The organism is Bacillus sp. EB106-07-01-XG149, assembly GCF_058791555.1.
Genome location: NZ_JBYTDP010000006.1, coordinates 151,124 through 172,589, shown reverse-complemented (window position 1 = coordinate 172,589; position 21,466 = coordinate 151,124). Strand labels below are relative to the sequence as shown.

Genomic DNA, 21,466 nt, shown 5'->3' with positions numbered 1-21,466 from the left:
TGAAGAAGCGATTATAAAAAGGTATTTGAGCAGATTATATCGATCATAATGTTATTTCGATTATGTATAGGGAATGATGGAAAAGAAAGTGTAAGAGGGAGGAATTAATTTTGAAAAAGAAAATGATGACGGTATTCACTATTGGAGTAATGAGCTTAAGCATACTAGGGGGGGCCTCTCCTTCTGAAACATCAAAAGGAAAGACAAATTACACGCAGCGCAGTAAAGAACAATTAAATAATGGGAAGATACATGCGGTACATACAGAAGAAAAGGCGGAGAATCTAGGTATTGAAACAGAAGGGAAAGAACAAATTACGCTAGAAAAAGAAATTCATGAGACGGAAGTAGGAAGAGAAGCTGAACAGTTAGGAATTTCGATTGAAGGAAAAGACGTTGGAACTCTTTCAGAAGAAATCTATGAAACAAAAGTGAAGCAAGAAGCGTTAAAGCTAGGCATATCTATAGAGAATACAACGATTGTAAATTTAATTACTCAAATTAATACGATTAAAATTAGCGATGAAGCGGATAAATTAGGCATTTCGACAAATGGAAAAGAAATAGAGGACATTGCGGAAGAAATCTATGGAACGAAAGTAAGAGAGGAAGCAGGGAAGTTAGGTATTTCACAAAAAGGAAAAGAGATAGAAACGTTAGCGCAAGAAGTGTACGAACAAAAAGTGCAGGAAGAAGCAAAAAAATATCATATTGATTTGTATGGTAAAGATATATATCAAGTATTAAGCGAAATTAATGAACAAAAAGTGTTACAAATGGCAGATGAGCTTAATATGGATAAAACGAATATGAACGTTCAAGAATTAGCAGAAAAAATTAAAAAAGATCAGCCTGAAAAAGGAAAAGAACTAAATTTTGTACCGGTGATTCGCACGGATGCTGACGCGTTTTATTTTTATTTAACGAACTAAAAAGGGCGTGAGAGTGATACGGAGATGGAAGTGGTATATATGTATGGCTTTACTAGCTATAGCAGTATGGAATGTATATACAAATGGTATTACAAAGTATGCGGAGAAGTTAACATTCTTCAATATACAAAGCGGAAAAGAAGCAGATTTTAGTAATAATGATGAAAAGGTCATCTTATCGAATGTACCTTTAATTCAGCAATTACCAGAGCTAGATAGAGGCTGTGAAGTGACTAGCTTAGCGATGATGTTACAATATGCAGGCATTACAGTGGATAAGATGAAATTAGCAAATGAAATAAAGAAAGTTGATTTTATGAACGATGGTGTACGTGGGAATCCGAATGAAGGATTTGTAGGAAATATTTATACCTTTTCTGAATCTGGATATGGTGTATATCACGGACCACTTTTTCAATTAGCGAAAAGGTATTTACCTAATAAAGCTGTGGACTTAACAGGGAAGAGTATAGAAGAACTTTATAAGAGTGTAAAATCAGGACAACCGGTAGTTATGATTACGAATGCAACATTTGCGCCATTAGATGAAGATGAATTTACTACATGGGAAACAAATAGCGGAGATGTTTCTATTACGTATAATGAACATTGTGTAGTACTGATTGGATACGATGAAGAATTTGTATATATTCGGGATCCTCTCGAGGATAGCCTAGATGTAAAAGTGCCGAGAGGAAAATTTGAAAAGGCATGGATGCAAATGGGGAGTCAGGCGATTAGTTATGTGAAAAGCTCTAAATGAATTAGTAAGGAAATAGATGTAAGGAACTGTAAGAGGAGTTTTTGTGGGTGTTTTTTGTCAAGAAATAAGAGAACTTCAGCTTATTATATAAGCTGAAGTTCTCTTATTTTTTATGATTAAATCTTTAGAAGTAGTGAATATGAAAAAATGCATAATTGACAAAAAAAATACATGTTATCATTATATATTGTTTTATATATGTTAATTGTATAAAATTACACAAGTATTCACATTACATAAAGGAGGCTTATTATGCAAAAAATATTTAACTGGGTTAAATGTATGAGTATCAAGAAAAAATTAATCATTTCATTTTTTCTTATTTTAACTATACCAGGACTTATTATCGGTGGTGTTTCATATCAAACTGCCAAAACAAATTTTGAACAACAAATTACAGGTAAAGCAAAGGAAAATATTTCAGTTTTAAATACTGTTATTTCTCAAAATATAGAAGAGAAATTTGTTGATGCGGCGTACTTTGCAGACATTTTAACAGAGGATACATATCAAAACGGACAAGAAGAAATAGTAAGAACGAAGTTAGCGCAATATATAAAACTTCATCCAGAAGTAGAAGGTATTTATATTGGAACACAGGCGGGAAAGTTTATAAGAGAACCATTTATCCAAATGGCTGATGGGTATAATCCAACAGATAGATCTTGGTATAAAGAAGCACATGAAAATAAAGGGAAAGTAATTGTTACTGCACCATATCAATCAGCATCTACTAAAAATATGGTAGTGACAATTGCTAAAGAAGTAAAAGATGGTAAAGGTGTTATAGGAATTAACTTAAATTTAGATAACATCTTAAAAATTTCCAAAATGATTAACATTGGTGAAAAAGGTTATGCAGTTATTCTAGATCAAAATAAGCAAATTGTTAGTCATCCATCTAGAAAACCAGGTGCAAAAGTTACTGATCCGTGGATTAAACCAATTTATGAAGAAAAACAAGGAAATGTGTCTTATACAGAACAAGGTGATAAAAAGAATTTAATCTTTGCAACAAATGAGAAAACAGGATGGAAAGTAGTTGGAGTTATGTTCGACGAAGAAATTACCCAAGCTGCGAATCCAGTGTTTTATAAGACTTTGATTGTCATTGCTATCGCTATTGTATTTGGTAGTGTATTAATTTATTTCATTACAAAGTCTATTACAAGACCATTAAGAAAAATAGCTGACTCGGCACATAAAATTAGTAAGGGAGATTTGACAGAGAAAATTACAATCCATTCCAAGGATGATATAGGGAAATTAGGGAATTCATTTAATGAAATGTCTGCCTCTTTACAAGATGTGATTACTCAAATTAGTTTTTCAGCAGAACATGTCGCTGCATCGGCTGAAGAGTTAACAGCGAGCGTACAGCAAGCAAATGATGCGACAGATCAAATTACAATTGCAATGGAACAAGTATCAGGTGGGGCTGAATCACAAAGTCAAGGTGTTGAAGAAGGTGCGGCTACATTACAACAGGTAAATACAGCAATTCAAGATGTAACTGGAAGCGCGGAATCAATTTCTATCTCCTCATTACATGCGAGAGAAAGAGCTGAAGAAGGGGAAGAATTGGTTGAACAAACAGCAAAACAAATGCAGTCTATTTCTAGATCGGTATCCGAGTCAGATGCTATTATTAAACTTCTTGATGAGAAATCAAAGCAGGTAGGAGCTATTTCTGAAGCGATTCAAAACATCGCTACTCAAACGAACTTATTAGCTTTAAATGCGGCTATTGAAGCGGCAAGAGCAGGTGAACAGGGCCGAGGGTTTGCTATTGTAGCTGATGAGGTTAGAAAATTAGCGGAGCAATCAGGAGAATCATCTGGAGAGATTGCAAATTTAATTGCAGAAATTAAGGCGGATATTGAACATACTGTTAAGGCGATGGATAATGTGAATGGAGAAGTTCAACAAGGCCTTGATGTTGTAACAAAAACGAAAGTAAGTTTTACGGAAATTTTAAGTTCTACTACACATATTGTTTCTCAAGTTAATCAAATGGTAGAAACAACGAAGAGAATTGCTGGAGATGCAAATGAAGTGACAAATGCTATTGATGAAATTGCAGCGGCTGCAGAAGAAAATACAGCTAGTATGCAAAGTGTTGCTGCTTCAACAGAAGAACAAGTGAATTCAATGGAAGAAATTAGTTCAGCTTCGCAAAACTTAGCTGGGATGGCCGAAGAACTACAAGCCATGACTAGTAAATTTAAAGTATAATAACAGCAGATAAGTAAGGTGATATTATTTTCACCTTACTTATTTTTCTATTCAGCAATTAGGGGAGTCATTAACGGGATGAAAAAAAGAAAAAGACTATGGAATTTATGGAAAACGATTACATTGTTAGTTTGTACAGTTGTAATTTTTTCTTTACTTGTGACAGATATATTAATTAGTCATAATGTAGAACGGACGACGGAGGATAGCCAAGCAGAGAAAGCAAAAACAATTGCACACATTGTGGCGAATGATTCAATTGTAATCGATGGTTTGATTGGGAAGGCAGATACTTCTGCAATCCAAACGTATACAAATAGAATATTAAAAAACACAGGTGTTCAATTTATTGTAGTTATGGACATGAATGGAATAAGAAAATCACATCCAAATCCTCAAAAAATAGGCCATCATTTTATTGGGGGAGATGAAGGGCCTGCATTGAAAGGAAAGGAACATGTATCGCTGGCAGAAGGAACTTTAGGTATTTCAATGCGAGTGTTTGTACCTGTATTTTCTGAAACAGGTGAACAACTTGGAGCGGTGGCCGTTGGTATTTCAGCAGATAATGTAAAAGAGAGAGTTAAGGAAAGTAGATATATCATTTACATTGGTGTCGGAGTTGGAGTACTAGTCGGAATTATAGGAGCAATATTGCTAGCTAGACATATAAAGAAAAGTTTATTTGGTCTTGAACCTCACAGGATAGCGAAAATTCTTGAAGAAAGAAATACGATGCTACAATCTGTAAAGGAAGGTATTATTGCTGTAGATAAAGAAGCCAATGTAACTTTAATAAATAATGAGGCAAAACGATTGTTTAAGAAAAGTGGACTTGAAGAAGATTTTATCGGTAAAGATGTTGAGTTGTATATGCCTAATTCACGTATAAAAGAAGTATTACAAACGGGAGAGGTACAATTAAACGAAGAACAAAATATTTATGGAATTACGATTGTGACGAATCGTGTTCCTTTATATGTAAAAGGAGAAATAGTTGGTGCAATTGCAACATTTCGTGATAAAACAGAGGTTAGAAAATTAGCAGAAGAATTAACTGGTATTAGACTATATGCGGAAGCATTACGGGCACAATCGCATGAATTTATGAATAAAATGCATGTCGTATTAGGACTTACACACATGAAGCAGTATGAAGAATTACAGAAGTATATAAGCGGTATGGTATCAGAGCATCAATATGAAATTGGTGGGGTTATGGAGAGAATAAAAAGTCCAGTATTTGCTGGTTTTTTACTTGGGAAACTTAGCTATGCTAGAGAGAAAAATATAAAATTAATCATAAGTGAAGATTCTTACATGCCGGAAATAGATGATGAAAGTAGTATTCATGAACTAATTACGATTGTCGGAAATTTAATTGATAATGCATTAGAGGCAGTGACGAATTGTGAAAAGAAGCAAGTTGAACTTGAGATACAATATGGGGATACATTAATCATTACAGTACAAGATACGGGGAAAGGTATACCAGAAGAAGAAATAGGGGCATTATTTACGAAAGGTTATTCCACAAAGGGAGATAACCGTGGTTATGGTTTGTATCTTGTAAAAGAAAGTATACAGCGAATAAATGGGGAAATTCATATGCATTCATTAGTAGGAAAGGGAACAACGATAACAATTGAAATACCTAAAGGTAGGGATGAGAGGCAAATATGATTAAAGTTTTAATTGTAGAAGATGACCCGATGGTAGCAATGTTAAATACGCATTATTTAGAGCAAGTAGGAGGGTTTGAACTTGTTCAAGCAGTTAACTCCGTTAAAGAAGCGATAGAAGTATTAGAGGAATCACAAGTAGATTTAGTATTACTTGATATTTTTATGCCTGAAGAAACTGGATTTGAGCTTTTAATGTATATTCGGAACCAAGAAAAAGAAATCGATATTATGATGATTTCAGCTGTACATGATATGGGGAGTATTAAAAAAGCATTACAATATGGTGTAGTAGATTATTTAATTAAACCATTTACATTTGAACGATTTAAAAAGGCATTAACTATATATCGAGAAAAACTTACTTTCATGAAAGAACAACAAAAAATTAGTCAATCGGAATTAGATTCGTTAATTTTGCAAAAAGAAAAAAGAGAGCCTACTGTCACTAAAGAGCTTCCGAAAGGATTAACGAAGCAAACGATGCAATTAATTTGGCAGAAGATCGAGTCGCTGAATGGACGAGCGTTTACAACAGATGAAATGGCGCAATTAGTTGGAGTTTCAAGAGTTTCTATTCGAAAGTATGTAATGTTTTTGACTGAAATTGGAGTATTAGAAAACGAAATGGTGTATCAACACGTAGGAAGACCAGTGAGTAAATTAAGATGTATTGACAAAAATAAAATAGAGTTTTACGTATAAGCGACTTATTATAAGTCGCTTATACTTTTTTTAATTACAAAATCAATTACAAAACTTACAAAAACTATTTTTACTATTGAAAGCGTTTTAATATTGTTATTAAGAAAACAAGGGGGTGCCATATGGGAATTCAAAAGAATGTGGAAGCGGTATCATTTTCTGGAGGAAATGAAGTACAAAGAGAATCTTTCGCTTCTAAAATTATGAATGTAAAAATCGGTGTTATACCTTTACCGTTATATGTAGTATTGGCTGCTATTATTTATGGGGCATCTGTATATAATAAATTGCCAGCAGATATGATTGGTGGATTTGCAGTTATTATGATCATGGGTATTTTCTTAGGTGACATTGGAATGAGAATTCCAATTTTAAAAAATATCGGCGGTCCGGCAATACTTTCATTATTTATTCCATCATTACTTGTATTTTTTAACTGGATGAATCCAGCTTCAATGGAAGCCGCGACTATGTTAATGAAAAAATCGAACTTTTTATATTTATATATTTCTTGTTTAGTAGTCGGAAGTATTTTAGGAATGAATCGTAAAGTATTAGTACAAGGTTTCGTTCGTATGTTTATACCTTTAGTAGTAGGGACGTTAGCTTCTGTAGCAGTAGGATTATTGGTCGGTTCACTATTTGGGTTTGAAATGAAGCAAACATTTTTCTTTATCATCGTACCAATTGTGAGTGGTGGTATTGGGGAAGGGATTTTACCATTGTCGCTAGCTTATAGTGATATTTTAAATGAATCATCAGCAACGTTTGTATCACAGCTTATTCCAGCGGCTATTATTGGAAATATGTTTGCAATCGTGAGTGCAGGTTATATGAAGCGTTTAGGTGAGAAGAAACCGGAGCTTAGTGGTAACGGTGTATTAGTGAAAACAGACAATCAGGCAGAATTATTAAAAGAACAAAATACAGAGAAGCCAATTGACTTCTCATTAATGGGAGCAGGTTTATTAATTGCGTGTACGTTCTTCATCTTCGGAGGATTTGCTTCTAAGTTCATCGGTATTCCTGGGGCAATCATTATGATTTTCTCAGCAGCACTTGTGAAATACTTTAAATTAATGCCAGCAAAAATGGAGCAAGGAGCATTCCATTTATATAAATTTATTTCAAAGAATTTAACTTGGCCGTTAATGGTTGGACTAGGATTGCTATATATTCCGCTAAAAGACGTAGCAGCAGTTCTTTCAGTAGGGTATGTTGTTGTGTGCGCATCAGTTGTTCTTACAATGGTAGCATCAGGTTTTCTTGTAGGGAAAGTGATGAAAATGTATCCAGTTGAATCAGCAATTGTAACGGGATGTCATAGTGGTTTAGGTGGAACTGGAGATGTTGCTATTTTATCAGCTTCAAATCGTATGGAATTAATGCCGTTTGCGCAAATTTCAACACGTTTAGGCGGGGCAGCAATGGTTGTAACAGCGACAATTTTATTAAAAATGTTTTCATGATCAAACAAGCTAGCTATATTCATATAGCTAGCTTGTCAAATTAAGGGGAGATTATAAGTATGTTAGATAATCAAATTAATGAAAGATCATTGTTACTGCATAAAGAATTAGTAGGGAAAATTGAAATTACAAGTAAAGTAGAAGTAAATTCAGCGGATGATTTAAGCCTGACATATACACCAGGTGTAGCGGAGTCTTGCAAAGCAATTGCGGCGGATGAAGAAACAGTGTATGACTATACGGCACGCGGTAATATGGTGGCAGTTGTCTCAGATGGAACAGCGGTACTTGGTTTAGGGAATATTGGACCGAAAGCAGCTATGCCTGTTATGGAAGGGAAGAGTATTTTATTTAAGAAATTTGCGAATGTAGATGCTTTCCCGTTATGTTTAGGTACGACTGATGTGGATGAAATCGTTACCCTTGTGAAAAATTTAGAGCCTACGTTTGCAGGAATTAACTTAGAAGATATTGCGGCACCACGTTGTTTTGAAATTGAAAAGCGATTAAAAGCAGAAACGAATATTCCTGTATTCCATGATGATCAACATGGAACCGCTATTGTCGTCTTAGCAGCTGTTATTAATGCATTAAAAGTTGTTAGCAAACAAATGGATAATGTGAAAATTGTTATTAACGGTGCGGGTTCGGCAGGAATTGCAATTGGAAAATTATTATTAAAGGCTGGTGCAAAGCGCATTACGTTAGTTAGCTTAGAAGGTATTGTTTGTGAAGGTGAATCATGGATGAACGAAGCACAAATTGAAGTTTCCAAAAAGACAAATCGAGAATATGTGCGTGGAACGTTAAAAGAAGCGATTCATCAAGCTGATATTTTTATTGGCGTATCTGCTCCTAACGTATTAACGAAAGAACTTGTACAAACGATGAATGAGAAAGCAATTGTGTTTGCTATGGCGAATCCAATTCCAGAAATCTTCCCAGAGGATGCATTAGAGGCTGGGGCAGCTGTAGTAGGAACAGGGCGCTCGGATTATGCGAATCAAGTAAATAATGTATTGGCGTTCCCAGGGATATTCCGTGGTGCGTTAGATGTGCGCGCGACTGATATTACAGAAGAGATGAAATTAGCGGCAGCATATGGGATCGCTAACATCATTACGGACGAAGAACGTAATGCGAATTATGTAATCCCGAATCCGTTAGATAAAAGAGTTGTTCCAAGTGTTGCGGAAGCTGTAGCGAAAGCAGCCATTGATTCAGGTGTGGCGCAAATTATGAAAATACCAAGTTATTAATAGCTAAAAGCAGTGCCTAAAAAGGCACTGCTTTTTTGAGATAAGAAATCAAAATAATGAAGAAGTGTAAAATTATTTATTTGTGTGTCTTCACTATTTATTTAATTCCATTGCAACTTGTTTACCATTTACTAAAACCTCAGTTACTGCTACGATCACTTCTATCATCTTTTTCATCTCTCCTTGTGTCATTTCTTACTTTAATAAGTATAAGAGAAGAGAGATACTTACACTATCGAAGTATATGACGTAGAAATTACATTGTTGTAAGAAAGTGTTTTAGTTTTGTCACTTTACTCAGCGGTAATTACAAACTGATCATAATATTTTTCATTCACATATATATTTAATACCCATAATCCAGATGAAGGTAGTGACATAGTGAGAGGGAGTTCGTTTGTAGTAGAATCAATTGTATTTGAAGTAGTCCAAGTTGGTTTGGAAGTTTCTTGTTGAAAGAGTACGGGTGTTGGAGTTATTGATCCTTGTTTTAGTGCAATAATAGATAGTTTTCCAGTTGGCATTTCAGGATCTAAAAAGTACCACATCATTTCATTTTTTTCATTTGCGATAATAGGACTATCAGCCATTGCGATTTTTTCTTCGATGCCTTTTAAAGGTATTTTTTCTTGTATGAAGGAGGGTGTTTCTTCCCAATTTACATCTTTTAAAACGCTAAGATGAAAGAAGGAAGGTGCATTAACTTGAGTGGATGACGTTGCGATGGCTTCTTTTTTAGGTGCTTCTGAATCAGGTTGCGCTTGTGTGCATCCAGCGATGAGAAAAGAGAAAAGTAGCATAGTTCCGATTTTTTTCATGGTGTCACACTCCTAATTTTTATTGTTAGTGTAATTGTATTTGCTAGAAAGCGGGACAATTCCTTTAAAGTATAAAAAGAGGTCGTAAGTTTTGTACGACCTCTTTTGACATTTTCTATATTTGTTCAGTTGTAAAAGTCGGTTCATTCTCTTTTTGCGGCATCGTTAAGAAAATAACAGAAAGAACGATACATACGCCGCCTAATAATTGATATGCTCCAAAGGATTCATTTAGCCAAGCGATTGAAACGATGGCAGCTACAAGTGGTTCAATGCTAGATAAAATGCTCGTTTCTGTTGCTGCTAAATATTTCAGACTACCGATATAAAGGAGGAAAGAAAGAGTGCCACTTATGATGATAAGAATAAGCATAGAAAAAGTTTTTGGTGTAAAAGTTTGTGAAAGCTGATTCCATTCAAACGAGCGATTACAAATAAGCAGGGCAATGCCACCGATTAACATCCCCCAGCCAATTACTACAGTTGTTCCGCATTCTTTAATAAGAGAAGCTGGATGAAGGGTATAAAATGCAAAGCCAATTGCTGTTAATAGGCCGAAAATAATGGCTTCTTTCGATAAAACAATATTTTCAATTGAACCGTTTGTAATAATAAAGTACGTTCCTGTTAGGGCAGTTATAATTGCGAGTAGTTGCATAGAAGCAGGGAATTTTCTTTGTCCAAATGCGACATAAATGGTAATAAGAACAGGGCCTAGAAATTGAAATAATGTCGCTGTGACCGCATTACTAATATGAACTGTTTCGATAAAGGCATATTGCGCACCGAGCATGCCGAGAATAGAGAAAATAATAAGTTGTATGGAATGTCTAGGATGTTTCCAAATTTGAAATATGTTTTGTTTCTTTATAAGCAAGAAAGATAAAATAAATATCCCCGCAAGCAACAAGCGAATTGTTAAAAAATCAATTGATGATACGTTAGTATGTTGAAATAGCCACTGAATCATCGGGCCAGATAATCCCCATAAGGTAGCTCCTGTAATAATCATAATGAGTCCAATCCGTCTATTGTTGTTCATAATCATGCATCCCCTCTCGAGTATTTGATTTTTTATGTGTGACATGATACAAGGAATTATATATAATTTCTGGTACTGTAAAAAGTATCAGATTTTAGTTTTATTAAGGGGTCAGATATTATGTTAGAATTAACGCCTAATTTAAATACGAAAAGTAAAATAGCATTGTACGTGCAATTGTATGAGTATATAAAAAAAGAGATTAAAGATGGAACGATTCCGGCTTTTACAAAATTACCTGCTAAAAGAAAGCTGGCGAGCTATTTACAAGTGAGTAAGAATACAGTAGAAGCAGCTTACGAGCAATTACTTGCAGAAGGTTATATTGAATCGGCATCGAGAAAAGGTTATTTTGTATGTAAAATTGAACAAATGATTTATGTAGAAGGAAGCGAAGCGAAAGTAGAAGAAGTATCGTTTCGGGAGGAGAACTATAAATTTGATTTCACCCAAACAGGGGTTGATACGGATACTTTTCCGTTCACTACGTACCGCAAGCTTATAAATGATGTATGGCAGCCACATAATAATGAGTTGCTTTTTCTTGGACACTCTCAAGGAGAATTGAGCTTAAGGGAGGAAATTGCGAGCTATTTGTATGAATCTAGAGGTGTGCGTTGTTCAGCTAGTCAAATTGTATTAGGGGCGGGAACACAAATATTAGTGAAGTTACTTTTTCAATTGTTGAAGGGGAGTAATTATGCAGTTGAAAACCCAGGTTATCATAGGAAAATGGTCGTTTTTGAACAGGGAGAAAAGAAGGTTCAAATGTTGTCTTTAGATAGGGACGGAATTTGTATGACAGATTTAGAAAATAGCGATGCAAATGTTGTATTTGTAACTCCTTCTCATCAGTTCCCATATGGAATGATTATGCCTATTACGAGGAGGACGCAGCTTTTACAATGGGCAAAGAAAGAAGAAGACAGGTATATTATTGAAGATGATTACGATAGTGAATTTCGTTATTCAGGAAAGCCAATTCCGGCACTACAAGGGTTAGATACAGATGGGAAAGTTATTTATATGGGGACGCTATCAAAAGCTTTGTTACCCTCATTACGGATGAGTTATATAGTATTACCGAAGAATGTAATTGAAAAGTATCAAAAGGAATATTTATTTTATACGCAAAGTGTTTCAAGAATGGACCAAGAAGTGATAAGAAGGTTTTTAAATGAAGGCTATTGGGAAAAACATATTCATAAAATGCGTGTCGTTTACCGAAAAAAGAGGGATCGACTTGTTTTTGAAATAGAGAAATATTTCTCTAATCGTGTTGAAGTGATAGGAGAAGATTCTGGATTACACATTTTATTACAAGTGCATAATGGAATGCGAGAAGAAGAACTAATTAAAGAAGCTGCAAAATATAGTATTAAAATATATCCTGTTTCTACGTACTATAAAGACGGTACTGCGCCTGAAAATGTAGTTTTACTTGGGTTTGCGATTTTATCAGAAGACGAAATTGCGAAAGCGATTCAATTATTACATAAGGCATGGTATACAAGAAAGTAAAAAACATCCTCCAAGCATGAGGATGTTTTTTATTATTTATTTTCATCTAAGAATAAGACCATATGCTCTTCGTCCCAATACTGTCCGTTATATTTCAGTGAACGTTCTTGTACACCGAATGTTTTAAAACCTAATGATTCATAAAGTTTCTTCGCACCATCGTTGCCAACAACAACATCAAGCATAACTTGTTCTACTTCTAAAGATTTAGCAAGTTCAAGACATTCTTTAATAAGTGCTTTTCCTGCTCCAAGTCCGCGTGCTTTTGGTGATACATATACAGAACCGATTTTAGCTTTATGTTCTTGTTTTACATATGGTTTCGTTTCCAGCGTTGCAACTCCGATTAATTGTCCATCTTTAAATGCACCTAGCGTATAGTTTTCATCTTGTGCTAATTTTTGTGCTTTATATTCAATCGCACACTCTTTATTAATAATATCTTCATAAGAAGAGCTGAAAGCTTCAGGGTTTTGCTTTAATCCTTCTACACGAAGTTCTAAATAAATTTCTGCTTCGTCTTTTGTTAATACATGGATATCCAATTATATCACCCTCCAAATCTTTGCAAATGTACCTTTATTTTATATTGAAATAAGAATAATTTCAAAAGCTTAGCTTATATGAGCTGATTTTATGACAAAATAACACCAGTAGTGTTTACTACTACTGGTGTTTTCACACGCATCTTATTCAAAAGGTAGCTCGATTATAAAGTTTGTTCCTACTCCTAATTGGCTTGTTACTAGAATGGAACCGTTATGCAATTCTACAATTTCTTTTGCAACAGCTAGCCCGATGCCTTTTCCACCAGTAGCTCTCGTTCTGGATTTATCAACACGATAAAAACGATCAAAAATATGCGGGATATCTTCTTCAGGAATACCTTCGCCTTCATCGGCTACACTTATTATAAAAGAATCTGTTTCTGTGAGCACGCGTATCGTAATAGTTGTGTTTTCTGGCGAATGTTGATAAGCATTGTGTAATAAATTTAACATAACTTGTTCCATACGTCTTTCGTCTATGCAAACTTCTAAATCATCTTTGCAATATACATGGAGTTGCATTTGTTTATTTGTTAATGTTGTTTTTGTTTTTTCAACCATTCGTTCTAAAAATGGTTGAAGAATCACTTTTTGTTTTTTTATAACAAACTGGTGTTGTTCTAATTGCACCAGCATAAATAAATCTTGGACGAGATCGGTTACACTATCAGTTTCATCCTCAATGATCTGTAAGTATTCTTCACGCTCTTCCTTCGTTAAAGACTCCCTCTTTGCTACCTTCGCATAACCTTTCATATAGGTCAATGGAGTTAATAGTTCATGGGCAACACTAGCGAGAAATTCATTCCGTTCTTTTTTCATATAAGTCAGTTCACTGGATAAATCTTCAATCGTTTTTGCTAAGCTTCCAAGTTCATCATTCCGTTTAATACCTAATTGAATTGGCGTATTTAATTTTGACATTTTTTCTGTCGCCCTCTTCATTTTTATAAGTGGTTCTGTAATAACACGCGAAAAAACAAAGACAGAAATAGTAGTCAAAATAATTGTCAAAACACCAATGATAAGAAATTGCTTCATGAGTTTAAGTAACATATTTTCTAAGAAAGATGTTTTTAATAACATATATAACTTCCCTTGAAACTCTGCTGTGTTAAGTGGGCTTACCGTTGTGATGAATTTTGATTTTTTCCAGTTCTTTTCGACGATCAATCCGCCTTTTGGAATAGGTTCTGTTTTACAAGTAAGTTGCTTCTGCATTGCCTTTGTTACGGGTTCTGAAGTGGAAATAATTTTGCCATTATTGTCTGTTAGTATGATAGCTATATCAGAGTTAGCAATTAATTCTGATTCTACTAAGTGTGCAGCTGCATCCGCGATATCGAAATCTGGATACATAGGACGGTTAGGGTTTTTATTGTATTCAGCGCGTTCGGGGTGTTGCTTTTCTTTAGCAATTGCATTCCGCTTTGTGCGGCTTGTAATTTTTTTACTATAGCGATTACCTTTTTCTAAAAGAGCAAGTGTTTCTTCCTCAATCCGCATTGTTGAAATGCTTTTGTAAAAAGATACAAAAGCAATTGTTTCAATACATAAAGCTAATATTAAAAAGTATGTCCCAATTTTAAGTGAAAGTTTACTCATTTTCTCACCATACCTTATTTCATATAAAGGGTCAGTGGTATACTATTGTCCACTGACCGAAGTAATTATTCACTTTTCCATTTATATCCGACTTTATAGACAGTTTCTAAGTAATTTTCAACTGGAAATCCTTTTTTGCGTAATTTATCACGGATATTGCGAATATGTGAATCGATTGTTCTATATTCAATGTCTGTTTCATAACCCCAAATTTTTTCGATTAAATCATCTCGGCTATAAGCACGGTTTGTATTTTGTAAAAATAGTCCAAGTAAAGAAAATTCGATAGGAGTTAGTGAAATTTTTTCATCATATACTGTGACAGTATGTTTCGTTTTATCCCACTCAATACCATTGAAGCTAACGAAGCCATCTTTCTTTGTACGGCGTAATATAGCTTCGATTCTTGCAACTAATACATGCTCATCAAATGGTTTTGTAATATAGTCATCCGCGCCCATAGTAAGACCTTTCACCATATCATAATTTTGATTACGAGCTGTTAGCATAATGATTGGAACGTTGGAAATTTGACGGATTTGATAACAAGTATCCCATCCATCCATAGTTGGCATCATAACATCTAACAAAATAATATCGAAGTCTTTTTGTTCTATTAACTTTAGTGCTTCAAGGCCAGAGGTAGCTTTCATACAAAAATAGCCGCGAGGGCTTAAGAAAAGATCTAATAATCGTAACATGCGTTCTTCATCGTCTACTAATAAAATTTTTACCATTATCTTGTGCACCCCAAACTGTTCATTCTACTTGTATAGTTTACATGAAAATAATAAAAAACTCTTTTTATGTGATTGAGTGGAAGAGTTATTTTTCGCTCAGAGTAATTGACATAAAAAATGCACTAGTTTTGCACAACTATTTTTTATAATAGAAAACGTAGCGACACAAAATACCCTATGTTGCGACATAACGTCATGTCATTTTATTTATAAAATGACAATTCCATTCTATTGTGTATGTGAGATAGAGAGGGTTTTCGTATTCACCTCGCATCGGATAAGAAAAATTTCCTATCTCACACTTTTTTTAAAAGGAGATCATACACATGAATCCAAAAGAAGAAATTTCAAAAAAAGAAAAGCAAGATCGTAATACGGTTGTCATGTGCATTGCCGTATCTATGGTTATTATTATAAGTTGTGTAAATAAAATTTTGGGGATTTTATAATAATGAAAAAAGCTTATTGCTTCTTAAGAAGCAATAAGCTTTTTTCATTATTAGGGAAATAGTTCTATATAATAAACCAAGGTAAAATCGCTAACCCAGAAGTTACAATCGCTATAGTAAATATTAAAAGCATAGCTCGTTTGTTTTGTTTCATGTCACATTCTCCTTTATATATCAATTGAATGCTATACGTTCATTTCATGATTGGTGCCTCACTAATTAAAGTGTCACTTTATACTTTTAGTATAATGAATGGAAAGGTTTGGTACGATCGATAAAGGTGACATGAAGATTACATTGTTGTAATGAAAAAAGCACCTTCCTTAATAAGAAGATGCTTTTAAAAAACTATATTGAAGTATTAATCATTTAAGAACAGAACCATATGTTCCTCGTCCCAATATTGCCCGTTATGTTTTAATGAACGCTCTTGTACGCCGTAAGTTTGGAAGCCTAATGATTCATATAATTTTTTTGCAGCATCGTTACCAACTACAACATCGAGCATAAGTTGTTCTACATGTAGTTTATCGGCATTTTCAATAATTGCTTTAATTAGAGCTCGTCCTGCTCCAAGGCCACGCGCTTTTGGGGAAACAAAAACGGAACCGATTTTTGCTTTATGTTCTTGTTTAATGAAAGGCTTTGTTTCTAAAGTAGAAATGCCGATTAAATCGTTATCTTTGAAGACCCCTAGAGTATACTTATCCGGATTGCTTAATCGTTTTGCCATAGCAGCTACAGGATCCTCATGTTTAAGAACATCTTCATAAGAAGAGCTAAAAGCTTCCGGGTTCTTCGTTAAACCTTCCATACAAACTTTTAAATATATTTCTGCGTCCTCTGTCGTTAATAAGCGAATTTCCATAGTTATAACCTCCTTGGTCGATTTCAAATCAAATAAATCCATTACTTCAATAAGATTGTGTATGCGTTTTGTTAACAGTCTCTTTTAATTTGTAAAAGAATGAAAAGATATATGCTACAATGTTTTGTTTTTAATATGTAATGAAATTATATATTAACTTCATTAACTATTCAAGACTTTAATATATTACATTTTTATAACTAAAATAACTCCTCAACCGAGGAGTTATTTTAGTTATTCGATTGATAACCATCAATTCGATGTGGATGTGTGTAAATATTGCAAGATTCATTTCTAATAAATCCTACGACTGTAATGCCTAAATCATGAGCGAGTTGTAATGCTAATTTTGTTGGAGCGGATTTAGATAGAACCATTTCACATCCGATTTTTGAAACTTTGAGTAAAATTTCGGATGAAATACGCCCACTAAATGCAATGATTTTTTCTTTAACAGATATATCGTTGCGCAAACAATGGCCATATATTTTATCTAATGCATTATGTCTTCCGATATCCATTCTTGATAGGAGGATATTGTTTCGATCACATAGCGCGGTATTGTGAACCCCGCCGGTTTGGCGAAAGGTAGTGGAAGATTGTTGTAAAGTATTCATTAAGTAAAAGCATTCTTCAGGAGTAATTTTTACATGTATATCATGTAAATCTTTTGCTTTTGCTGCATCGTTAACGAAAATAAAACCTTGTCTACCTTTTCCGCAGCAAGAAGTGATGTATCGTTTATTATATAAAGTTTGATAGAGTGGATTTACTTTTGATGATGTTACATGGACAATTCCGTTATCTTTTTGCACCCATAGCTCTTCAACATCTTTATAGGAAGCAATAATTCCTTCAGAAATTAAAAAACCAATTACCATATCTTCAATATAATTTGGTGTGCATACAACTGTTACATATTCTTCACCATTTAATTTAATAGTAATAGGAGATTCTGTAACAATCTCATCCAGTTGTTTTGAAAATGTACCAGATTGATAGCGTACAATTGTATAAGTCTCTTGCGTAGGCCCCATATTTAATTCCCCTTTTATATGTATTTCTCTCCCATATTTATCATAAAACAATGGGGAAATAAAAACACCTATTAGCAAGGAAATCACAGATTATTTTGGTTATTATTGTATATGTACGATATAATAGAACCGTAGAATAGTGATATTTTCAAGCTTTCGTAGTTATACCTTATAACATCTAGAATCGACTTCATAAGAAAAGTATTCGGGCAGAGCGTTTCAAAAATATGTACAGTAATGCGATTTTGAAAACGGATTCATAATTGTGTTGTACAGTTGGTTGTAAGGAGAGGGGAAACTATGGCAGAACAGACAGTCCGTGTAACCGTGGATGGTAAAGAATTTTCCACATCGGGTGAAAAGACGATACTACAATTATTTAACGAGAGTAATTTGGAACATCCTCAAATTTGTCATGTACCAGAAGTAGATCCAATTCAAACTTGTGATACGTGTATTGTAGAAGTAAATGGGAAGTTATTACGTGCTTGTTCAACGAAATTAGAAAACGGTATGCATATCGAAAGACAGTCCCAGCGTGCGAAAGAGGCACAGACTGAGGCAATGGATCGAATATTAGAGAATCATTTATTGTATTGTACCGTTTGTGATAACAATAATGGTAACTGTAAAGTTCATAACACGGTACATATGATGGGAATTGAAGAACAGAAATATCCGTATGAGCCGAAAGTAAGTGCTTGTGAAGTAGATATGTCACATCCGTTTTATCGGTATGATCCAAATCAATGTATTGCTTGTGGACAGTGTGTAGAAGTATGTCAAAACTTACAGGTTAATGAAACTATATCGATAGACTGGAACTTAGATCGTCCACGTGTTATATGGGATCATGGTGTAAGCATAAATGACTCATCTTGTGTAAGTTGTGGGCAGTGTGTAACAGTATGTCCATGTAATGCGTTAATGGAAAAAACAATGCTAGGTGAAGCTGGGTTCATGACTGGATTAAAACCAGATGTGTTAGATCCGATGATTGATTTTGTAAAGGATGTAGAGCCTGGATATAGTAGTATTTTAGCGGTTTCAGAAGTAGAGGCTGCGATGCGTAAGACGAAAGTTAATAAAACAAAAACAGTTTGTACATTTTGTGGTGTCGGTTGTTCCTTTGAAGTATGGACAAAAGATCGTCATATATTAAAAGTACAACCTGTTTCAGATGCACCTGTTAATGGTATTTCCACATGTGTAAAAGGTAAATTTGGATGGGACTTTGTAAATAGTGAAGATCGAATTACGAAGCCATTAATTCGCCAAGGAGATATGTTTGTTGAAGCTTCATGGGAAGAAGCATTAGAAGTTGTTGCTTCTAACATGCAGCATATTAAATCTCAATATGGCAGCGATGCGTTTGGATTCATTTCTTCATCGAAAGTAACGAATGAAGAAAATTACCTTATGCAAAAACTAGCCCGACAAATATATGGAACGAATAATGTGGACAATTGTTCTCGTTATTGTCAATCTCCAGCGACAGACGGTTTATTTAAAACTGTCGGTATGGGCGGGGATGCTGGAACAGTGAAAGATATAGCTGAAGCAGGCCTTGTTATTATCGTTGGTGCGAATCCAACAGAAGGACATCCTGTACTTGCGACGAGAGTAAAACGTGCTCATAAATTACACGAGCAAAAACTGATTGTAGCAGACCTTCGTAAACATGAAATGGCAGAGCGTGCGGATTTATTTATTCATCCGCGCCAAGGTACGGATTACGTATGGCTTGCTGGTATTACGAAATATATTATTGATCAAGATTGGCACGATAAAAAGTTTTTAGCTGAAAATGTGAAGAACTTTGATGAATATAGCAAAATGTTAGAAAAGTATACGCTCGATTATACAGAAGAAATTACGGGGATTTCTAAAGCTCAGTTAAAAGAAATGGCCCGTATGGTATATGAAGCAGATGGTACTTGTATACTTTGGGGAATGGGTGTAACGCAAAATACAGGAGGAAGTACGACATCAGCAGCAATTTCAAATTTACTACTTGTTACGGGTAACTATCGTCGTCCTGGTGCAGGTGCATACCCATTACGAGGACATAATAACGTACAAGGTGCTTGTGATATGGCAACATTACCAAACTGGCTTCCTGGTTATCAAGCAGTATCAGATGATACGCTTCGTGCGAAATTTGAAAAAGCATACGGTACAACTATTCCGAAAGCACCAGGATTAAATAATATTGCAATGTTACTTGCAGCGGAAGAAGGAAAACTACGCGGTATGTATGTCATGGGTGAAGAAATGGCTTTAGTCGATTCAAATGCGAACCATGTGCAACATATTCTATCAAATTTAGACTTCCTCGTTGTTCAAGATATGTTCTTATCAAAAACAGCTCGTTTTGCTGATGTTATTTTACCGGCAGCACCAAGCTTAGAAAAAGAAGGAACGTTTACGAATACAGAGCGCCGTATTCAAAGATTATATGAAGTATTGAAACCGCTTGGTGATTCCAAACCAGACTGGTGGATTTTGCAAAAAGTTGCTCGTGCACTGGGCGGGGATTGGAATTACGAAAGTCCAAGTGAAATTATGGACGAAATCGCATCACTTGCACCGTTATACTCTCAAGCGACGTATGACCGTCTAGAAGGATGGAATAGTTTATGTTGGGGTAGTCATGATGGTAGCGATACACCGCTATTATATGTAGACGGATTTAACTTCCCAGATAAACTTGCTCGTTTATCATTAGATGAATGGGTACCACCGGTTGTAGCGCCAGATGAGTATGATTTACTTTTAAATAATGGTCGTATGCTAGAACATTTCCATGAAGGGAATATGACGAATAAGTCGGCTGGTATTTTATCTAAAGTATCTGAAGTATTCGTTGAAATTTCACCTGAACTCGCTATAGAGCGCAATGTGAAAGATGGTGGTCTTGTAGAATTAGCATCACCATTTGGGAAAATTAAAGTACAAGCGCTTATTACTGATCGTGTAACGGGGAAAGAGCTATATTTACCAATGCATGCAACAGTAAATGAAGAGGCAATCAATATTTTAACTGGGACGGCAACAGACCTTTATACGTGTACACCAGCATATAAACAAACGATGGTGAAAATGCGTGTGTTACGTGAAAAAGGAAATCGTCCGTTACCATCTTCAAACCCGCGAGATAAAAAGCGTAATCCGCAAAATGGTGTTGAAATCGAGCAAAAGTGGCAAAGAAAACAATACGTATCACTTGTGGACTAGGGGGCGGAGAGAATGGCGAAAGAAATTACGTTAATAAAAAAGAAAGTTGTAACAGAGGAAGAGCAGAAACAGCAAGTAGCAGATGAACTTCTAAATGAGCTATCTAATAATCGTGAAGCAGTAGAAGAAACGATGCAGCTTTTAGCACAGTTGCAGAAGGCTGGTATATTAGATGCAGCGATTAGTTTACTTGCTGCGAAGGAAGATGTTTCAAAAATCGCTGTGGAGCAATTAAATCGTGAATCCGTTAAAAATGCACTCAACAATATGATGGGGGCGGGGGAAGCGCTATCCGCAGTTGACCCAGAAGTAACAAAGCAAATCACATCGAGTTTAGTTACTGGATTGCAATTTGCAACAGATGAATTAAATAGTGGGAAAAAAACAAAAGTGATGGATTTCTTTAAAGTGTTAAAAGATCCAGATATCAATAGAGCCATTACATTCGGTTTTAGCTTCTTGAAAGCATTTGGGCAAGGATTAGAGAAAAAATAGAGTAAATGAAAAAGTGATGGGAAGTAGCCATCACTTTTTTCATTGTATGTATAAGAGTGTT

General features: G+C 34.9%; 18 protein-coding genes and 1 pseudogene. 12 read left to right on the top strand and 7 right to left on the bottom strand.

Annotation, left to right across the window (positions count from 1 at the left end; genetic code table 11):
• Positions 1–110 precede the first annotated feature (110 nt).
• From AC3WTA_RS22810 to AC3WTA_RS22775, 8 genes and pseudogenes are all read left to right on the top strand, one after another.
• Entirely contained in the window at positions 111–932 is an 822-nt protein-coding gene (locus tag AC3WTA_RS22810) for a hypothetical protein (protein WP_000728597.1), read from the top strand.
• 13 nt (positions 933–945) lie between these two features.
• Positions 946–1,695 carry a C39 family peptidase gene (locus tag AC3WTA_RS22805; RefSeq protein WP_116480681.1) on the top strand — a complete coding sequence of 250 codons (750 nt, stop codon included), beginning with the start codon at positions 946–948 and terminating at the stop codon, positions 1,693–1,695.
• A 252-nt stretch (positions 1,696–1,947) separates the two neighbouring features.
• Positions 1,948–2,991: pseudogene (locus AC3WTA_RS22800) on the top strand (HAMP domain-containing protein); the annotation flags it as partial.
• The gene (locus tag AC3WTA_RS22795; RefSeq protein ID WP_438357834.1) at positions 2,983–3,930 is read left to right on the top strand and encodes a methyl-accepting chemotaxis protein; all 948 of its coding nucleotides are present in this window, start codon (positions 2,983–2,985) and stop codon (positions 3,928–3,930) included. The pseudogene AC3WTA_RS22800 and the gene AC3WTA_RS22795, both read left to right, overlap by 9 nt.
• Positions 3,931–4,008: 78 nt before the next feature.
• Positions 4,009–5,613 (top strand): sensor histidine kinase, encoded by a 1,605-nt coding sequence (locus AC3WTA_RS22790; RefSeq protein ID WP_070169390.1) that lies wholly within the window; start codon positions 4,009–4,011, stop codon positions 5,611–5,613.
• The gene (locus AC3WTA_RS22785) at positions 5,610–6,317 is read left to right on the top strand and encodes a response regulator (protein ID WP_000598658.1); all 708 of its coding nucleotides are present in this window, start codon (positions 5,610–5,612) and stop codon (positions 6,315–6,317) included. The genes AC3WTA_RS22790 and AC3WTA_RS22785 overlap by 4 nt, the downstream gene beginning before the upstream one ends.
• A 122-nt stretch (positions 6,318–6,439) precedes the next feature.
• A complete protein-coding gene (locus AC3WTA_RS22780) occupies positions 6,440–7,786 on the top strand; it encodes a 2-hydroxycarboxylate transporter family protein (protein WP_000512729.1) in 1,347 nt (448 codons plus the stop codon).
• Positions 7,787–7,845: 59 nt separating this feature from the next.
• Positions 7,846–9,045, top strand: coding sequence for an NAD(P)-dependent malic enzyme (locus AC3WTA_RS22775; RefSeq protein WP_000886554.1), 1,200 nt, complete (start codon positions 7,846–7,848; stop codon positions 9,043–9,045).
• 293 nt (positions 9,046–9,338) lie between these two features.
• On the opposite strand, the gene AC3WTA_RS22770 is transcribed toward AC3WTA_RS22775, so the two are convergent.
• Positions 9,339–9,863, bottom strand: coding sequence for a DUF4871 domain-containing protein (locus tag AC3WTA_RS22770; protein ID WP_000719655.1), 525 nt, complete (start codon positions 9,861–9,863; stop codon positions 9,339–9,341).
• 115 nt (positions 9,864–9,978) lie between these two features.
• On the bottom strand, positions 9,979–10,905 hold the full coding sequence (locus tag AC3WTA_RS22765) for a DMT family transporter (RefSeq protein WP_001063913.1): 927 nt from the start codon (positions 10,903–10,905) through the stop codon (positions 9,979–9,981).
• A 120-nt stretch (positions 10,906–11,025) separates the two neighbouring features.
• Here AC3WTA_RS22765 and pdxR point away from each other — a divergent pair, with 120 nt between their 5' ends.
• Entirely contained in the window at positions 11,026–12,426 is a 1,401-nt protein-coding gene (pdxR, locus tag AC3WTA_RS22760) for a MocR-like pyridoxine biosynthesis transcription factor PdxR (RefSeq protein ID WP_000891914.1), read from the top strand.
• Positions 12,427–12,458: 32 nt separating this feature from the next.
• Here pdxR and AC3WTA_RS22755 read toward each other — a convergent pair whose 3' ends face one another.
• The 3 genes from AC3WTA_RS22755 to AC3WTA_RS22745 form a co-directional block, all read right to left on the bottom strand.
• Entirely contained in the window at positions 12,459–12,971 is a 513-nt protein-coding gene (locus AC3WTA_RS22755) for a GNAT family N-acetyltransferase (RefSeq protein ID WP_000351216.1), read from the bottom strand.
• 144 nt (positions 12,972–13,115) lie between these two features.
• A complete protein-coding gene (locus tag AC3WTA_RS22750) occupies positions 13,116–14,579 on the bottom strand; it encodes a sensor histidine kinase (RefSeq protein WP_070169392.1) in 1,464 nt (487 codons plus the stop codon).
• Between the two features lie 65 nt (positions 14,580–14,644).
• Positions 14,645–15,316: a response regulator transcription factor gene (locus tag AC3WTA_RS22745; protein ID WP_000238953.1), complete on the bottom strand. Its 672-nt coding sequence runs from the start codon at positions 15,314–15,316 to the stop codon at positions 14,645–14,647.
• A gap of 329 nt (positions 15,317–15,645) precedes the next feature.
• On the opposite strand from AC3WTA_RS22745, the gene AC3WTA_RS22740 reads away from it, so the two are divergent.
• The gene (locus AC3WTA_RS22740) at positions 15,646–15,768 is read left to right on the top strand and encodes a hypothetical protein (RefSeq protein ID WP_001068388.1); all 123 of its coding nucleotides are present in this window, start codon (positions 15,646–15,648) and stop codon (positions 15,766–15,768) included.
• Positions 15,769–16,129: 361 nt separating this feature from the next.
• On the opposite strand, the gene AC3WTA_RS22735 is transcribed toward AC3WTA_RS22740, so the two are convergent.
• Positions 16,130–16,636: a GNAT family N-acetyltransferase gene (locus AC3WTA_RS22735; protein ID WP_000405878.1), complete on the bottom strand. Its 507-nt coding sequence runs from the start codon at positions 16,634–16,636 to the stop codon at positions 16,130–16,132.
• Between the two features lie 230 nt (positions 16,637–16,866).
• Positions 16,867–17,673 (bottom strand): formate dehydrogenase accessory sulfurtransferase FdhD, encoded by an 807-nt coding sequence (gene fdhD / locus AC3WTA_RS22730; RefSeq protein WP_070169393.1) that lies wholly within the window; start codon positions 17,671–17,673, stop codon positions 16,867–16,869.
• A gap of 300 nt (positions 17,674–17,973) precedes the next feature.
• Here fdhD and fdhF point away from each other — a divergent pair, with 300 nt between their 5' ends.
• Both fdhF and AC3WTA_RS22720 read left to right on the top strand, forming a co-directional pair.
• A complete protein-coding gene (gene fdhF, locus AC3WTA_RS22725; RefSeq protein WP_000840694.1) occupies positions 17,974–20,910 on the top strand; it encodes a formate dehydrogenase subunit alpha in 2,937 nt (978 codons plus the stop codon).
• Positions 20,911–20,922: 12 nt separating this feature from the next.
• Complete coding sequence (locus tag AC3WTA_RS22720; protein ID WP_001040530.1) at positions 20,923–21,405, top strand: helical membrane plugin domain-containing protein; 483 nt, start codon at positions 20,923–20,925, stop codon at positions 21,403–21,405.
• The last annotated feature ends 61 nt before the right edge of the window (positions 21,406–21,466 follow it).

Excerpts from the sequence above, each read along its gene's own strand:
- AC3WTA_RS22795 (WP_438357834.1), top strand. The coding sequence starts at position 2,983 with ATGTCTGCCTCTTTACAAGATGTGATTACTCAAATTAGTTTTTCAGCA.
- AC3WTA_RS22790 (WP_070169390.1), top strand. The coding sequence starts at position 4,009 with ATGAAAAAAAGAAAAAGACTATGGAATTTATGGAAAACGATTACATTG.
- AC3WTA_RS22785 (WP_000598658.1), top strand. The coding sequence starts at position 5,610 with ATGATTAAAGTTTTAATTGTAGAAGATGACCCGATGGTAGCAATGTTA.
- AC3WTA_RS22780 (WP_000512729.1), top strand. The coding sequence starts at position 6,440 with ATGGGAATTCAAAAGAATGTGGAAGCGGTATCATTTTCTGGAGGAAAT.
- AC3WTA_RS22775 (WP_000886554.1), top strand. The coding sequence starts at position 7,846 with ATGTTAGATAATCAAATTAATGAAAGATCATTGTTACTGCATAAAGAA.
- AC3WTA_RS22770 (WP_000719655.1), bottom strand. The coding sequence starts at position 9,863 with ATGAAAAAAATCGGAACTATGCTACTTTTCTCTTTTCTCATCGCTGGA.
- AC3WTA_RS22765 (WP_001063913.1), bottom strand. The coding sequence starts at position 10,905 with ATGAACAACAATAGACGGATTGGACTCATTATGATTATTACAGGAGCT.
- pdxR (WP_000891914.1), top strand. The coding sequence starts at position 11,026 with ATGTTAGAATTAACGCCTAATTTAAATACGAAAAGTAAAATAGCATTG.
- AC3WTA_RS22750 (WP_070169392.1), bottom strand. The coding sequence starts at position 14,579 with ATGAGTAAACTTTCACTTAAAATTGGGACATACTTTTTAATATTAGCT.
- AC3WTA_RS22745 (WP_000238953.1), bottom strand. The coding sequence starts at position 15,316 with ATGGTAAAAATTTTATTAGTAGACGATGAAGAACGCATGTTACGATTA.
- AC3WTA_RS22740 (WP_001068388.1), top strand. The coding sequence starts at position 15,646 with ATGAATCCAAAAGAAGAAATTTCAAAAAAAGAAAAGCAAGATCGTAAT.
- AC3WTA_RS22735 (WP_000405878.1), bottom strand. The coding sequence starts at position 16,636 with ATGGAAATTCGCTTATTAACGACAGAGGACGCAGAAATATATTTAAAA.
- fdhD (WP_070169393.1), bottom strand. The coding sequence starts at position 17,673 with ATGGGGCCTACGCAAGAGACTTATACAATTGTACGCTATCAATCTGGT.
- fdhF (WP_000840694.1), top strand. The coding sequence starts at position 17,974 with ATGGCAGAACAGACAGTCCGTGTAACCGTGGATGGTAAAGAATTTTCC.
- AC3WTA_RS22720 (WP_001040530.1), top strand. The coding sequence starts at position 20,923 with ATGGCGAAAGAAATTACGTTAATAAAAAAGAAAGTTGTAACAGAGGAA.